Consider the following 14,258-nt stretch of genomic DNA (forward strand, 5'->3'; position numbering starts at 1 on the left):
GATCCGTCCCGGCCGCCACACCCGGCGGACGATCAGGGACGCTGGAACGCCGGCACGGCTTCGGCCAGGGGAAACGACCGTCCCCTGGAACGGGGGAATGGGACACGGGGGCTGGAGGAACGGTGTCGGAAGGCACTGCCGCGGCGCACTTCGCCGCGCTGCTGGGGGAGTTGAAGGAGCGTTCGGGGCTGAGCTACGGCACGCTCGCCCGACGGCTCCACATGAGCACGTCGACGCTGCACCGGTACTGCAACGGGGACGCCGTACCGACCGACTACGCGCCCGTGGAGCGGCTGGCGCGGCTGTGCAGGGCGGCGCCGGAGGAACTTGTCGAGCTGCACCGGCGGTGGGTGCTGGCGGACGCGGCCCGGGGGCGGAAGGGGGCCGCTTCCCCGGAGGCGGTGGAAGGGAAGACGCCGGGACCGGTCCCGGCGTCGGTCCCGGGACCGACGCCAGCACCGGGACCGGTACCGGTGGTCGCGGAGCCGGAGGTGGCGGCGGTCCCGCCGGAAGCGGAATCCGCGGAAGCGGGGACCGTGGAAGCCGGGCCCGTGGAAGCCGGGCCCGCGCAGGCCGCCCCCGAGGGCTTCCGCCGGCGTCGTCGTGCCCGTACCGCCCTCGTCGCGGGGGTCGCCGCGGCCGCCGTGCTCGGCGCGGTCGTGCTCGCCGTGAACCTGCCCTCCGGCGGGACGGACGACGGCGGCGGCCGGCGCGCCACCGCCGGGGCCGGCGCCGCGTCCGGCCACGGAGAGGCCCGCGAGGCCGCTTCCACCACGCCGTCCGCGTCCCCCTCGCCGTCCGCGTCCCCCACCCGCCCGGGCAAGGACGGGGGCGGGCGCGAGGCGAAGGAGTCCGCCCCCTCCCCGGCCGCCGCGGGCAAGGACCCGGCCGGCGGCGGAGCGGCCGGGGGCACCGACGCCGGTGCCGCCGTCCCGCTCGCCGTCCGCACCTCCCCGTACGCCTGGGAGGACCCCTGCTCCCAGCACTACCTGATCGACCGGCCGCCGGCCGAGGTGGGCCCGCCGCCCCTGGAGCAGGACGCGGCCGCGTGGGTGACGGCGGCCGGGGCCGTCTCGTCGGGGGAGCAGTTCCTGGAGATCACCGTGCAGGGGACGGGGAAGGAGACGGTGGTCGTCGACGGCCTGCGGGTGCGTACGGTCGGCAAGCGCGCGCCGCTCGCCTGGAACGACTACGCCATGGGCGTCGGCTGCGGCGGCGACGTGCGCACCCGGGCCTTCGCCGTCGCCCTCGACGACGCCCGGCCCGCCGTCGTGCCCGTGGGAGGGCAGGAGGACTTCCCGTTCAAGGTGAGCGAGTCCGACCCGGAGGTCTACCACGTCAGGGCGAACGCCTCCGCCCACGACGTGAGCTGGTACCTGGAGCTGAGCTGGTCCAGCGGCGGCCGGCACGGCACGCTCCGGGTGGACGACGGCGGCCGTCCCTTCCGCACCAGCGGGAACCAGGGGCGTCCGAGCTACGACTTCCCCCTCGGCGGCGAGAAGTGGCTCCCGGCCGCATCGCCCGACGGCTCCTAGGGCCTGTCGTCGCGGGGCAGGCGGGAGTTCGACGACAGGCCCTAGCCGGGGCGGCGGCCGGGCCGCGGCTGTGCCTCGTGACGCGGACGCCCGAGGAGGCCGGGGAGGGACCGCGCAGGCCGGGGAGGGACCGCGCAGGCCGGGGGAGGGACCGGGGGCCTAGGCCCAACGGACCAGAGCCGTTCGGGCCGTGGGCCGCCGACGCGGGCCGGGGGGCCTGGCTACGGTGCCGTCATGTCCGACTCAGTCTCAGTGCAGTTCGAACTCGACGCGTACCTCCGGCGGATCGGATGGGACGGGGAGCGGCGGGCCGACGCGGCGACGCTGCGGGGCGTGCACCTCGCCCACATCCGGGCGATCCCGTTCGAGAACCTGGACCCCCTGCGCGGTAAGGCCCCCTCCCTCGACCCGGGCGACCTGGCGGCCAAGCTGGTGCACGGCCGGCGCGGGGGCTACTGCTACGAGCACAACACCCTCTTCGCGCACGCCCTGGAGGCGCTGGGCTTCGGGGTGACCCGGCTGACCGCGCGCGTGGTGGTGGGCGCGGACCGCTTCGACAGCCGCCCGCGCACCCACATGGCGCTGCTGGCCGAGGTGCCGGGCGACCCGCAGCCGTACCTGGCCGACGTCGGTTTCGGGGCGATCGGCTCGCTGCTGGAGCCGGTGCCGCTGACGGCCGGAGCGGAGTTCCACGACGCCGGGCGCCGGCACCGGCTGGTCCACGCGCCGCACCGGGGGCCGTTGGAGCTGTGGGTGCTGGAGGCGTACCACGGGGACGGCTGGGAGGCGCAGTACGCCTTCACGGTGGAGCCCTTCGAGCAGCCCGACTACGAGGTCGTCAACTGGTACATCGGCACGAGCCCGCGCTCCCCGTTCACGCGCTCCCCCTACGTGCAGCGCGTCACCGCCGACAGCCACCTGCTGCTCAACGGCCGCCTGCTCACCGAGACCCGCGCCGACGGCACGGTCACCGAGCGGAAGCTCACGAAGGAGGAGGAGGTCCGCCGGGTCCTGGCGGAGGACTTCGGGCTGGCCGTGCCGGACGGGGTGGCGCTGTGGTGAGTCCGTACCAGTCCTGCGGACCGGAAGGCGAACGAAAGTTTCGAGGATTCCGACTCCGCTGATTGATCTTGCGAGAGGGGGCCGTTGTGTTGAAATTTGTTTGGGCGGGTGCTGTGCTCGCTTGAGCTGTGCTGATATCGCGTCGGCGCGGGTTTCTGTTGCTCGAACGTTTCGAAATACTCACCGAAACTGTTGACTGCCGTCATGTGCAGGCCAACACTGACGCCGTTGTTCCACTCCATCGGCGTCACGAGGAGGAACCCCGCGCATGACCACACCCGCCCGTCCCCCACGCCGCGCCCGCGGCCCCCGGTGGCTGCTCCACGGAGCCTGGGTGATCGCCCTGGCCGCCGCCGGCGCTCTCACCGCCGGCCCCGCTCCCGCCCAGGCCGCTCCGGCCGCCGCCTGCAACGGCTACGTCGGACTCACCTTCGACGACGGGCCCTCCGGCAGCACGACGGCCCTGCTCAACGCGCTGAAGCAGAACGGCCTGCGGGCCACCATGTTCAACCAGGGCCAGTACGCAGCCGCCAACCCGTCCCTGGTGAAGGCCCAGGTCGACGCCGGGATGTGGGTCGCCAACCACAGCTACACCCATCCGCACCTGACGCAGCTGAGCCAGGCGCAGATCGACTCGGAGATCTCGCGGACCCAGCAGGCCATCGCCAACGCGGGCGGCGGCACGCCGAAACTGTTCCGCCCGCCGTACGGCGAGACCAACTCGACGGTGCGCTCGGTGGCGTCCAGGTACGAGCTGACCGAGGTCCTGTGGGACGTCGACTCGCAGGACTGGAACGGCGCCGGCACGGACGCGATCGTGCAGGCCGCGTCCCGGCTCGGCAACGGGCAGGTCATCCTCATGCACGACTGGTCCGCCAACACGCTCGCCGCCATCCCGCGCATCGCGCAGAACCTCGCCGCCCGGGGCCTGTGCGCCGGGATGATCTCACCGCAGACCGGGCGCGCCGTGGCGCCCGACGGCAGCGGCGGCGGGGGCGGTGGCGGGGGTGGCACCGGCTGCACCGCGACCCTGTCGGCCGGGCAGCAGTGGAGCGACCGCTACAACCTCAACGTCTCGGTCAGCGGCGCGAGCAACTGGACCGTGACGATGAACGTGCCCTCCCCCGCCAAGGTGCTGTCGACCTGGAACGCCAGCGTCAGCTATCCCAGCAGCCAGGTGCTCGTCGCCAAACCCAACGGCAGCGGCAGCACCTGGGGCGTCACCATCCAGCACAACGGCAACACCACCTGGCCGACCGTCACCTGCGCCACCGGCTGACCCGGACGGCCGGAACGCCTCCGCGCCTCAGAGGCGTTCCGGCGTCCGGATGCCCAGCAGGGCCATGCCCCGGTGCAGCGTGCGGGCCGTGAGGTCGCACAGGAACAGGCGGTTGGCGACCTGCGCGGGCGTCTCGGCCTTCAGCACCGGGCACTTGTCGTAGAACGACGTGTACAGCGACGCCAGCTGGTACAGGTACGCCGCCAGCTTGTGCGGGGCGTACTCGGCCGCGGCCTCCGCCACCAGCTCCGCGAACGCGTCCAGGTGCAGGCCCAGTGCGCGCTCCGCCTCGTGCAGGGCGAGCTCCGGGTGGGCTGCCGGGCGGACGTCGCCGGCCTTGCGCAGGATCGACCGGATACGGGCGTAGGCGTACTGGAGGTAGACGGACGTGTCGCCGTTCAGCGAGACCATCTGGTCCAGGTCGAACTTGTAGTCCCGGCTCGCCGACGTCGACAGGTCCGCGTACTTCACCGCGCCGATGCCCACCTGGGCACCCCGCTCGGCGATCTCCTCCTCCGACAGGTCCTGCGCCTTCTCCCGCACGACGGCCGAGGCGCGCTCGATCGCCTCGTCGAGGAGGTCGACCAGGCGGACCGTCTCGCCCTCACGCGTCTTGAAGGGCTTGCCGTCCTTGCCGAGGACCGTGCCGAAGGCGAGCTGCACCGCCGTGACGTCGTCGTTCAGCCAGCCGGCCCGGCGGGCCGTCTCGAAGACCATCTTGAAGTGCAGCGACTGGCGGGCGTCGACCACGTACAGCAGCGTGTCCGCCTTCAGGTTGAACACCCGGTCGCGGATCGCCGACAGGTCGGTCGCCGCGTAGCCGTAGCCGCCGTCGGACTTCTGCACGATCAGCGGGACCGGCTTGCCGTCCGGGCCCTTGACGTCGTCGAAGAAGACGCACAGCGCGCCCTCGGAGCGGACCGCCACGCCGGACTCCTCCAGCAGGCGGCAGGTCTCGGCGAGCATGTCGTTGTACCCGGACTCGCCGACGATGTCCGCGTCCCGGATCTCCATGTCCAGCTTCTCGAAGACGGAGAAGAAGTAGATCTTCGACTCGTCCACGAACTTCTGCCACATGGCCAGCGTCTGCTCGTCGCCCGCCTGGAGGTCGACCACCCGGCGCCGCGCCCGCGTCTTGAACTCCTCGTCGGAGTCGAACAGCTTGCGGGCGGCCTTGTAGAGGCGGTCGAGGTTCGACATCGCCTCCTCGCCGGTCACCTCGCCGGACCCGTGGTCCAGCTCGTGCGGGTGCTCGTCCAGGTACTGGATGAGCATGCCGAACTGGGTGCCCCAGTCGCCGATGTGGTGCCGGCGGACCACCGTCTCGCCGGTGAACTCCAGCAGTTGCACCACCGAGTCGCCGATCACCGCCGAGCGCAGGTGGCCGACGTGCATCTCCTTCGCCACGTTCGGCTGGGCGTAGTCGATCACCGTGGTGCCCGGGTGCTCGGCGTGCGGCACGCCCAGGCGCTCGGGGTCCGCGTACCGCGCGGCCAGGTTCTCGGTGATCGCCCGGTCGGTGACCGTGATGTTGAGGAAGCCCGGCCCGGAGACCTCGATCTCCCCGATCACGTCGCCGGTGGCCACCCGGGAGACGACCTGGGCGGCCAGCTCCCGCGGGTTGGCCTTGGCCTTCTTGGCGAGCGCCAGGATCCCGTTGGCCTGGAAGTCGGCCCGGTCGCTCCGTCGCAGCAGCGGGTCCGCGGCGCCGGCCTCCGGCAGGGCCGCCGAGAGGGCGTCCGCGAGACGCTGGTGGACGGAGGCGGTGAGGGACGTGACCGAGGCCATAGGTAGGGGTGCCGTTCTCCTCGTGGGGATGGATAGACACGCCCAGTATCCCATGGGGGGTAAAGCGGTTTTTCGGCCGTGAGGCCGTCTGGGAGAATGGAGCGGCCGGCCGTGCTGCCGCACCGGCCGCCCACGGAGAAACCTCCAGCAAACTCCCAGGAAAAAAGAGGACGTGCCGATCGTGGCTCAGAGCACCGAGACCACCGACTGGGTCTCCCGTTTCGCGGATGAGGTCATCGAGGAGTCGGAGCGTCGGGCCCCGGGCAAACCGGTCGTCGTCGCGTCCGGACTGTCGCCGTCCGGTCCCATCCACCTGGGGAACCTGCGCGAGGTCATGACCCCGCACCTGGTCGCCGACGAGATCCGGCGCCGCGGCCACCAGGTCCGGCACCTGATCTCCTGGGACGACTACGACCGGTACCGCAAGGTGCCCAAGGGCATCGCGGGCGTCGACGAGGAGGCCTGGAAGGAGCACATCGGCAAGCCGCTGACCTCCGTCCCGGCGCCGAAGGGCTCCGCCCACCCGAACTGGGCCGAGCACTTCAAGGCCGCGATGATCGACTCGCTGGCCGAGCTGGGCGTGGAGTTCGACGGGATCAGCCAGACCGAGCAGTACACCTCCGGCGCCTACCGCGAGCAGATCCTGCACGCCATGAGGCACCGCGGCGACATCGACGCCGTCCTCGCCCAGTACCGGACCAGGCCCAAGCCCGCCGACCAGAAGAAGCAGCAGGCCGGGCAGAAGCCGGTCGACGAGGCCGAGCTGGAGGCCGCCGAGGGCTCCGGCGCGGCGGCCGAGGACGACGGCTCCGGCTCCGCCGGGTACTTCCCGTACAAGCCGTACTGCGGCAACTGCGAGAAGGACTTCACCACCGTCACCGCCTACGACGACGACTCCACCGAGATGACGTACGCCTGCACCGCGTGCGGCTTCTCCGAGACGGTCCGGCTCAGCGAGTTCAACCGCGGCAAGTTGGTCTGGAAGGTCGACTGGCCGATGCGCTGGGCCTACGAGGGCGTGATCTTCGAGCCGAGCGGTGTCGACCACTCCTCGCCGGGCTCCAGCTTCCAGGTGGGCGGCCAGATCGTCGGGATCTTCGGCGGCGAGCAGCCGATCGGGCCCATGTACGCGTTCGTCGGCATCTCCGGCATGGCCAAGATGTCGTCGTCCAGGGGCGGGGTCCCCACGCCCGCCGACGCGCTGAAGATCATGGAGCCGCAGCTGCTGCGCTGGCTGTACGCCCGCCGCAAGCCCAACCAGTCCTTCAAGGTCGCCTTCGACCAGGAGATCCAGCGGCTGTACGACGAGTGGGACCGGCTCGACGCCAAGGTCGCCGACGGCACGGCCCTGCCCGCCGACCTCGCCGCGCACTCGCGCGCGGTGCGCACCGCCGCCGGCGAGCTGCCGAGGACGCCGCGGCCGCTGCCGTACCGCACCCTGGCCTCCGTCGCCGACATCACCGCCGGCCACGAGGACCAGGCGCTGCGCATCCTCAGCGAGCTCGACCCGGAGCAGCCGCTGGCCTCCCTCGACGAGGCCCGGCCGCGCTACGACAAGGCCGAGGCGTGGATCAACACGCACGTCCCCGCCGACCAGCGCACCATCGTGCGCGAGGAGCCCGACACCGAGCTGCTGAAGTCGCTCGACGACCGGGGCCGGGAGTCGGTCCGGCTGCTGCTCGACGGGCTGGCCGAGCACTGGTCGCTGGACGGGCTCACCCACCTCGTCTACGGCGTGCCCAAGGTCCAGGCCGGGTTCCCCGCGGACGCCACGCCCAAGGAGCTGCCGCCGGAGATCAAGACCGCCCAGCGGTCCTTCTTCGCGCTGCTGTACCACCTGCTGGTGGGCCGTGACACCGGCCCGCGGCTGCCCACGCTGCTGCTGGCCGTCGGGCAGGAGCGGGTGCGCAGGCTGCTCGGGGCGTAGCCCGGACACGACAGAGGCCCCCGTACGTTCCCGGAACCCAGGGAGCGTACGGGGGCCTCCTCGTCGTCGCGGCTCACGCGATGTGGTCCTCCTCCAGTTCCGCGTTGTAGCGGTTGGTGAAGCGGCTGACCATGCGCTTGGCCTCGTCCGGCGGGAGGGTGATGCCGAACTCCGCGTCGACGTTCTCGCCGAACTCGCGCGGGGTCGGGTAGCTGCCGTTGATCGACTGCTTGAAGACCTGGTAGTACGCCTCCTCGTCCGGCTCGGGGGCGCCGCCGCCCTCGCCGAGCTCGCGCGTGCGGCCGGGGCCCGCCGGGACGGGGAAGGTGCCGGTGTCCTCCGGGGCGGGCTCCTGCGCCGGGGGTTCCTCGTACTGCTGCCGCTCGGCCTGGTACTGCTCGTACCGCTGCTGCTCCTCGTACCACTGGGCGTACTGCTCGGCGGGGTCGTAGTTGGGGTCGTAGCCGCCGTGGTACTCGACCTCGCGGGGGGCGAACCAGGGGCTCTGGTCCGGCTCGGGCTCGGGCGCGGGTTCGGGCTGCTCGGGGTACTCGGGGTGCCCGGCGCGCGGGGTGCGCTCCAGCTCGGGGCGGTGCGGGCCGGCGGGCGCCGCCTTCTGCAGGGGGGCCTGCGCCTGCGGCGCCGGCGGTATCAGGGCCGGCTCGATGCCCGCCGCCGCCAGCCCCGCCGGAGCCGTCTGGGCCAGGGGCACGCCGTACCGCGCCAGCCTCAGCGGCATCAGGGACTCCACCGGGGCTTTCCTGCGCCAGGCGCGGCCGAAGCGGGAGCGCAGCCGCGCCTGGTAGACGAGACGTTCCTGCTCCAGCTTGATGACCTGGTCGTAGGAGCGCAGCTCCCACAGCTTCATGCGCCGCCACAGCAGGAACGTCGGGATCGGCGACAGCAGCCAGCGGGTGAGGCGGACGCCCTCCATGTGCTTGTCCGCCGTGATGTCGGCGATCCGGCCGATGGCGTGCCGGGCCGCCTCGACCGCGACCACGAACAGCACCGGGATCACCGCGTGCATGCCGACGCCCAGCGGGTCCGGCCAGGCCGCCGCGCCGTTGAAGGCGATGGTCGCCGCCGTCAGCAGCCACGCCGTCTGGCGCAGCAGCGGGAAGGGGATCCGGATCCAGGTCAGCAGCAGGTCCAGGGCGAGCAGGACGCAGATGCCCGCGTCGATGCCGATCGGGAAGACGTAGGAGAAGTCCCCGAAGCCCTTCTTCAGGGCCAGTTCGCGGACGGCTGCGTAGGACCCCGCGAAGCCGATTCCGGCGATGATGACGGCACCGGTGACGACCACGCCGATGAGAACCCGGTGCATCCGTGTCAGCTGCAGTGGCGCGGCCACCCGTACTCCCCTCCCATTGCGTGTTGTTGCGCGCAACAGGGTGGCACATGTGTGCGGGAGGACGGGTGGCCGGTCCCGGGTCGGGCCCGTGCCCGGAGCCGTCAGCTCCTCTGCAGGGCCGCCCCGGAGGACGACTTCGACGGCGACTTCGACGCCGACCCGGACGGCGACTTCGGCGCGGACGGCGACTTCGACGCCGGCTTCGACGGCGAACCGCTCGGCGCGCCGCCGCCGGTGCCGCCCTCGCCGTTCGCGGACGTCACCGCCGCCACCGCCTCCTCGGCCGCCTTCTTCGCCGCCTTCATCAGGTCGTCGGCGTCCGGGGTCTCCTCGCCGGCCAGGCCCGCGCCGTTGTAGTCGAGGGTGACGACGACGTTCTCGACGCGTGCCACGACCGTCTGCTGCTTGAAGGCGCCCTCCTTCTTCTTCAGGTCGTAGCGCACGGCCGTCGCCTCGTCGCCCGTGCCCGGGACCGGCTCGGACTCGGTGCCCTTGGCGCCCTCGGCGGACCGGGCGTCCTGGATCTGCTTCTGGTAGTACTCCCGCGCCAGTTCGTCGCCGGCGCCGCGCGTGACGTCGGACTCGAACCGCAGCAGCGACACGCTCAGCCAGCGGAACTGCGAGCCCTCCACCCCGTTGTTGTCGAGGCTGCTCCAGGAGCAGCTGGCGCGCGTGGACAGGTCGTCCGACCTGCCCTCCTTGCCGGACTTGCCGGCCTTCGGGACGAGGTCGTCCAGGGTTTTCTCCGACAGCACGTCGCACGGCTCCGGAAGCCTGTCGTACGCCGCCGCCCGCACCGTCGGTGACGGGCTCGCGGACGTCGACACGGCGGCCTTCGCGGGCTCGTCCCCGCCGTCGCCGGAGCCGGAGTCCGAGGAGCAGCCGGTGGCGACCAGCATCACGGGGACGGCGGCCGCGCAGGCAAGGACGCGGTGGAGGCGCTTCGCTCGCGGGTCTCGCTGGTCTCGCTGGTCTCGCTGGGCTCGTCGCTGCATGGTTCCTTCACTCATGACGCTCGTGGTTCCTGCGGTCGGAACGGGTCCGAGTGGTCACGGTACGCGGTGAGAGGGCCGCGCGGTCTTCCTTCGCCGGCTTCGCACAGCGACGCGAAGGGCGGGCGGGAGGCACTCAGCCACTCAGTGAATCCGCCAGCCGGGAGGCCAGTTCCAGGGCCCTGTCCTGCATTTCCCCGCTGTCCGGGACGACACCGACCGTCGCCGGCTGCTCCGCGTACTCGATGGTCACGATCACGTTCGACGTGCGGAACGCCACAGTCACCGTGCGCCGCTCGGCCGTCGAACCGGAGCTGCTCAGCTCGTCGTCGAGGAACGCCTCGTCGCCGAGGTCCTCCAGGACGCGGGGCTGGAGCTCGGCCGGGGTGTCGGAGGACGAAGGGGACGAAGGAGATGAAGGGGACGAGGAGGACGGGGAATCCGAGGAGGAGTCGGCGGGCGGGGACGCCGGCCGTGAACCGGAGGCGGCCGAAGAGGCCGACGCGGAGGGCGAGGCGGCCGGGTCGTCCGGGGAACCGGTGTCCGTGACCGCGGACTCCGTCACCGTCGGCTCGGGAAGGTGGGCGTCCGCCTCCTTCACCGCGAACAGCCGCCCGGCCTCGCTGTCGTCGCTGACGGCGCTGTCGTAGGACACCACCCGCTCGAAGCCGACGAACAGGTGGTCGGTGGCCTGCGCCGACTCCACCTTCCAGCGGCAGCCGACCTTGCGGTCGGTGTCGTAGGTGAGTATCGCCTGGCCCGCGTAGGCCTTCTCGCGCTGCTCCTCGTCGGTCATCTGCCGGACTCCGGGCAGGAGTTCGTCGAGGCTCTCGCGGCCGACCGCGCCGCAGGGCTCGGGCAGGGTGCGGTACTTGCCCGGCCGGGCCGCCGCGGACGCCTGGCCGACGTCGCCCGGGTCGGCGTCGTCCGTCGCGCCGTCGTCGCCCGAGCCGCCGGTGCAGCCGGTCAACAGGGCCGCGAGGAGCGCGGCGACGCCGGATACGTACGCCTTCCGCTGCACGGTCAGGCTCCTCTCGACGATGTCCGTAGTCCCGGTCACCCAGTGTCCCCGCTGGTTATTCGTTTGCCGCACCGGGGCGTCCTCCGGAGACAATGTGTATCGCACGCACTGCCGCGGACGCCGGTCCGATATCCCTTTTCAGCGACCTTGGCGCCGGTTTTGCGCATCGATACTTCTGTTTGTTTTCCGGGGGAACGAGGGCGATATGTCATACGTCGAGGTGCCGGGCGCGAAGGTGCCCATCCGCATGTGGGCCGATCCCGCGTCGGTCGAGGACGGGGCGATGCAGCAGCTGCGGAACGTCGCGACCCTGCCGTGGATCGAGGGCCTGGCCGTGATGCCGGACGTGCACTACGGCAAGGGCGCGACGGTCGGGTCCGTCATCGCGATGCGCGGGGCGGTGTGCCCGGCCGCGGTGGGCGTCGACATCGGCTGCGGGATGTCGGCCGTCAGGACCTCCCTCACCGCCGACGACCTGCCGGGGGACCTGTCGCGGCTGCGGTCGAGGATCGAGCAGGCGATCCCGGTGGGACGGGGGATGCACGACGACCCGGTCGATCCGGGGCGGCTGCACGGCTTCGCCACCGCGGGATGGGACGACTTCTGGCAGCGGTTCGACGGGATCGCCGAGGCCGTGAGGTTCCGCCGGGAGCGGGCGGGTGCGCAGATGGGCACCCTGGGGTCGGGCAACCACTTCTGCGAGGTCTGCGTCGACACGTCCGGCTCCGTCTGGCTGATGCTGCACTCCGGTTCCCGCAACATCGGCAAGGAGCTCGCCGAGCACCACATCGGCGTGGCCCAGAAGCTCCCGCACAACCAGGGCCTGGTCGACCGCGACCTCGCCGTCTTCGTCGCGGACACCCCGCAGATGGCGGCGTACCGCAACGACCTGTTCTGGGCGCAGGAGTACGCCAGGTACAACCGCTCGATCATGATGGCGCTGCTGAAGGACGTCGTCCGCAAGGAGTTCAAGAAGGCGAAGCCGGTCTTCGAGCCGGAGATCTCCTGCCACCACAACTACGTGGCCCAGGAGCGGTACGAGGGCATGGACCTGCTGGTGACGCGCAAGGGCGCGATCCGCGCGGGCTCCGGCGAGTACGGGATCATCCCCGGCTCGATGGGCACGGGTTCGTACATCGTCAAGGGCCTCGGCAACGAGAAGTCCTTCAACTCGGCCTCGCACGGCGCCGGCCGGCGCATGAGCCGCAGCGCGGCCAAGCGCCGGTTCACGACGAAGGACCTGGAGGAGCAGACCCGGGGCGTGGAGTGCCGCAAGGACTCCGGCGTCGTGGACGAGATCCCGGGCGCCTACAAGCCGATCGAGCAGGTCATCGACCGGCAGCGGGACCTGGTCGAGGTCGTGGCCAAGCTGAAGCAGGTCGTCTGCGTCAAGGGGTGAGGGCCCTCAGCGCGCCTCGCGGTGGACCTTGGTGTTCGACGCCTGGGCGCGCGGGCGGACGACGAGGAGGTCGACGTTGACGTGGCTGGGGCGGGTCACCGCCCAGGTGATGGTGTCGGCGACGTCGTCGGCGGTCAGGGGCTCGGCGACGCCCTCGTAGACCTTCGCGGCCTTCCGGGCGTCGCCGCCGAAGCGGGTCAGGGCGAACTCGTCCGTCTTGACCATGCCGGGCGCGATCTCGATGACGCGCACCGGCTGCCCGACGATCTCCAGGCGGAGGGTCTCGGCGAGGACGTGGGCGCCGTGCTTGGCGGCGACGTAGCCCGCGCCGCCCTCGTACGTGGCGTGGCCGGCGGTGGAGGACACCACGACCACCGTGCCGTCGCCGCTCGCGACCAGCTTGGGGAGCAGGGCCTGGGTGAGGTTCAGGGTGCCGATGACGTTCGTCTCGTACATCCGGCGCCAGTCGTCCGGGTCGCCGGTGGCGACCGGGTCGGCGCCCAGCGCGCCGCCCGCGTTGTTGACGAGCACGCCGACCGTCCTGAAGGCCGTCGCGAACTCGTCGACGGCGGCGCGGTCGGTGACGTCCAGGGCGTACGCCGTCGCCGAGTGGCCGGCCCGGGTGATCTCCTCGGCGAGCGCCTCGATGCGGTCCTTGCGGCGCGCGGTGAGGACGACGCGGTAGCCGGCGGCGGCGAGCTGCCGGGCCGTGGCGGCGCCGATTCCGCTGCTCGCACCGGTGACGACGGCGATGCGGGAGGCGGCGGACGGTGCGGCGGTGGCCATGGGCTGCTCCTCGGGCCGGCGGGTACTGCGGCTGGTCGCCGTCAAGCCTAGGCCCTGGCGTCGAACTCCCGTCCTCCGCCCGGGACGCCGCCCGGGACGCCGCCCGGTATGCCCGGCCCGGCACGTCCGGCCCGGCCCGGCACGTCCGGCCCGGCCCGGCACGTCCGGCCCGGGCCGGGCGGCGGTCCGGGTCAGCCGCCGCGCGGCGCCCACATGATCACCGCCATCCCGGCGAGGCAGACCAGCGCCCCGGCCACGTCCCAGCGGTCGGGGCGGTAGCCGTCGGCGACGGCGCCCCACAGGAGCGAGCCGGCGACGAAGATCCCGCCGTACGCGGCGAGGACGCGGCCGAAGGGGGCGTCGGGCTGGAAGGTGGCGACGAAGCCGTACGCGCCGAGGGCGAGGACCCCGCCGGCGGCCCACAGCCAGCCGCGGTGTTCGCGCACACCCTGCCAGACCAGCCAGGCCCCGCCGATCTCGAACAGCGCGGCGACGGCGAACAGGGCGGCGGAGCGGAGGATCAGCATGCGCGCAGCTTGGCACGGGCCCCGGCGGGCCCTCTTCCCGTCCCCCGGCCGGACGGCCCCCGGCCGCCCGGCCGGGGGCGGGTCAGTCCCGGGTCTGCGCGTCGTAGCGTTCCCGGGCGGCGTGGACCTCCTCGAAGCGGGTCTCCGCCCAGTCCTTCACCGCGGTCAGCAGCAGGCTCAGGCTGTGGCCGAGCGGGGTGAGTTCGTAGTCGACGCGGACCGGGACGGACGGGGTCACGGTGCGGGTGAGGAGGCCGTCGCGCTCCAGCGAACGCAGCGTCTGCGTCAGCATCTTGGGGCTGACGCCGGCGATCTTGCGGCCGAGGTCGCTGTAGCGCATGGGGCCGTCGGCGAGGGCCGCGACGATCAGGCTGACCCACTTGTCGCTGATGCGGTCCAGGAGCTGGTTGGTGGGGCAGTCCCTGAGGAACGCGTCGTAGGCGACGCGTGCCTGTTCGCGCCGCTGGGCCGCCGTCGTGGTCGCCATGGCTCGCCTCCGTGTACGTCCGTGCGTCCGTGTGCCGTGTGTCCGCGGTCCGTACTCCCGGGTGACGTACGCACTCTCAGGTAACTACTTACCTCTGGATAGTA

12 protein-coding genes are annotated in these 14,258 nt (G+C 72.3%); 5 read left to right on the forward strand and 7 right to left on the reverse strand.

Features of this window, described 5'->3' with window-relative positions; genetic code table 11:
* Nucleotides 1-122: 122 nt before the first annotated feature.
* The 3 genes from AB0L29_RS26940 (at nt 123) to AB0L29_RS26950 (ending at nt 3,876) form a co-directional block, all read left to right on the forward strand.
* Nucleotides 123-1,535 carry a helix-turn-helix domain-containing protein gene (locus tag AB0L29_RS26940; RefSeq protein WP_365830366.1) on the forward strand — a complete coding sequence of 471 codons (1,413 nt, stop codon included), beginning with the start codon at nt 123-125 and terminating at the stop codon, nt 1,533-1,535.
* Between the two features lie 234 nt (nt 1,536-1,769).
* Nucleotides 1,770-2,597 carry an arylamine N-acetyltransferase gene (locus AB0L29_RS26945; RefSeq protein WP_365830367.1) on the forward strand — a complete coding sequence of 276 codons (828 nt, stop codon included), beginning with the start codon at nt 1,770-1,772 and terminating at the stop codon, nt 2,595-2,597.
* 268 nt (nt 2,598-2,865) lie between these two features.
* Nucleotides 2,866-3,876 (forward strand): polysaccharide deacetylase family protein, encoded by a 1,011-nt coding sequence (locus tag AB0L29_RS26950; RefSeq protein WP_365830368.1) that lies wholly within the window; start codon nt 2,866-2,868, stop codon nt 3,874-3,876.
* A 27-nt stretch (nt 3,877-3,903) separates the two neighbouring features.
* Here AB0L29_RS26950 and argS read toward each other — a convergent pair whose 3' ends face one another.
* Nucleotides 3,904-5,664 carry an arginine--tRNA ligase gene (gene argS / locus AB0L29_RS26955; protein ID WP_365830370.1) on the reverse strand — a complete coding sequence of 587 codons (1,761 nt, stop codon included), beginning with the start codon at nt 5,662-5,664 and terminating at the stop codon, nt 3,904-3,906.
* Between the two features lie 172 nt (nt 5,665-5,836).
* Between argS and lysS the strand changes: the two genes are divergently transcribed.
* Nucleotides 5,837-7,591 carry a lysine--tRNA ligase gene (gene lysS / locus AB0L29_RS26960; RefSeq protein WP_365830372.1) on the forward strand — a complete coding sequence of 585 codons (1,755 nt, stop codon included), beginning with the start codon at nt 5,837-5,839 and terminating at the stop codon, nt 7,589-7,591.
* Nucleotides 7,592-7,664: 73 nt separating this feature from the next.
* Here lysS and AB0L29_RS26965 read toward each other — a convergent pair whose 3' ends face one another.
* The 3 genes from AB0L29_RS26965 to AB0L29_RS26975 all read right to left on the reverse strand — a co-directional run bounded on the left by AB0L29_RS26965 (nt 7,665) and on the right by AB0L29_RS26975 (nt 10,955).
* Nucleotides 7,665-8,915, reverse strand: coding sequence for a DUF2637 domain-containing protein (locus AB0L29_RS26965; protein ID WP_365830495.1), 1,251 nt, complete (start codon nt 8,913-8,915; stop codon nt 7,665-7,667).
* A gap of 128 nt (nt 8,916-9,043) precedes the next feature.
* Entirely contained in the window at nt 9,044-9,952 is a 909-nt protein-coding gene (locus tag AB0L29_RS26970) for a DUF3558 family protein (protein ID WP_365830374.1), read from the reverse strand.
* Between the two features lie 118 nt (nt 9,953-10,070).
* Nucleotides 10,071-10,955, reverse strand: coding sequence for a DUF3558 domain-containing protein (locus tag AB0L29_RS26975; RefSeq protein ID WP_365830497.1), 885 nt, complete (start codon nt 10,953-10,955; stop codon nt 10,071-10,073).
* Nucleotides 10,956-11,160: 205 nt separating this feature from the next.
* Here AB0L29_RS26975 and AB0L29_RS26980 point away from each other — a divergent pair, with 205 nt between their 5' ends.
* Nucleotides 11,161-12,354 (forward strand): RtcB family protein, encoded by a 1,194-nt coding sequence (locus tag AB0L29_RS26980; RefSeq protein ID WP_365830376.1) that lies wholly within the window; start codon nt 11,161-11,163, stop codon nt 12,352-12,354.
* A gap of 6 nt (nt 12,355-12,360) precedes the next feature.
* Here AB0L29_RS26980 and AB0L29_RS26985 read toward each other — a convergent pair whose 3' ends face one another.
* From AB0L29_RS26985 to AB0L29_RS26995, 3 genes are all read right to left on the reverse strand, one after another.
* Nucleotides 12,361-13,140, reverse strand: coding sequence for an SDR family NAD(P)-dependent oxidoreductase (locus tag AB0L29_RS26985; RefSeq protein ID WP_365830378.1), 780 nt, complete (start codon nt 13,138-13,140; stop codon nt 12,361-12,363).
* A 191-nt stretch (nt 13,141-13,331) separates the two neighbouring features.
* Entirely contained in the window at nt 13,332-13,667 is a 336-nt protein-coding gene (locus tag AB0L29_RS26990) for a YnfA family protein (protein ID WP_365830381.1), read from the reverse strand.
* An 82-nt stretch (nt 13,668-13,749) separates the two neighbouring features.
* Complete coding sequence (locus AB0L29_RS26995; RefSeq protein WP_365830383.1) at nt 13,750-14,154, reverse strand: helix-turn-helix domain-containing protein; 405 nt, start codon at nt 14,152-14,154, stop codon at nt 13,750-13,752.
* Between the last annotated feature and the right edge of the window lie 104 nt (nt 14,155-14,258).

Source organism: Streptomyces sp. NPDC052701 (assembly GCF_040678355.1).
Classification (GTDB): domain Bacteria; phylum Actinomycetota; class Actinomycetes; order Streptomycetales; family Streptomycetaceae; genus Streptomyces.

Coding starts and splice junctions, on each gene's coding strand:
- AB0L29_RS26945 (WP_365830367.1), top strand. CDS start 1,770: ATGTCCGACTCAGTCTCAGTGCAGTTCGAACTCGACGCGTACCTCCGG.
- AB0L29_RS26985 (WP_365830378.1), bottom strand. CDS start 13,140: ATGGCCACCGCCGCACCGTCCGCCGCCTCCCGCATCGCCGTCGTCACC.
- AB0L29_RS26950 (WP_365830368.1), top strand. CDS start 2,866: ATGACCACACCCGCCCGTCCCCCACGCCGCGCCCGCGGCCCCCGGTGG.
- argS (WP_365830370.1), bottom strand. CDS start 5,664: ATGGCCTCGGTCACGTCCCTCACCGCCTCCGTCCACCAGCGTCTCGCG.
- AB0L29_RS26995 (WP_365830383.1), bottom strand. CDS start 14,154: ATGGCGACCACGACGGCGGCCCAGCGGCGCGAACAGGCACGCGTCGCC.
- AB0L29_RS26980 (WP_365830376.1), top strand. CDS start 11,161: ATGTCATACGTCGAGGTGCCGGGCGCGAAGGTGCCCATCCGCATGTGG.
- AB0L29_RS26965 (WP_365830495.1), bottom strand. CDS start 8,915: ATGCACCGGGTTCTCATCGGCGTGGTCGTCACCGGTGCCGTCATCATC.
- AB0L29_RS26990 (WP_365830381.1), bottom strand. CDS start 13,667: ATGCTGATCCTCCGCTCCGCCGCCCTGTTCGCCGTCGCCGCGCTGTTC.
- AB0L29_RS26970 (WP_365830374.1), bottom strand. CDS start 9,952: ATGAGTGAAGGAACCATGCAGCGACGAGCCCAGCGAGACCAGCGAGAC.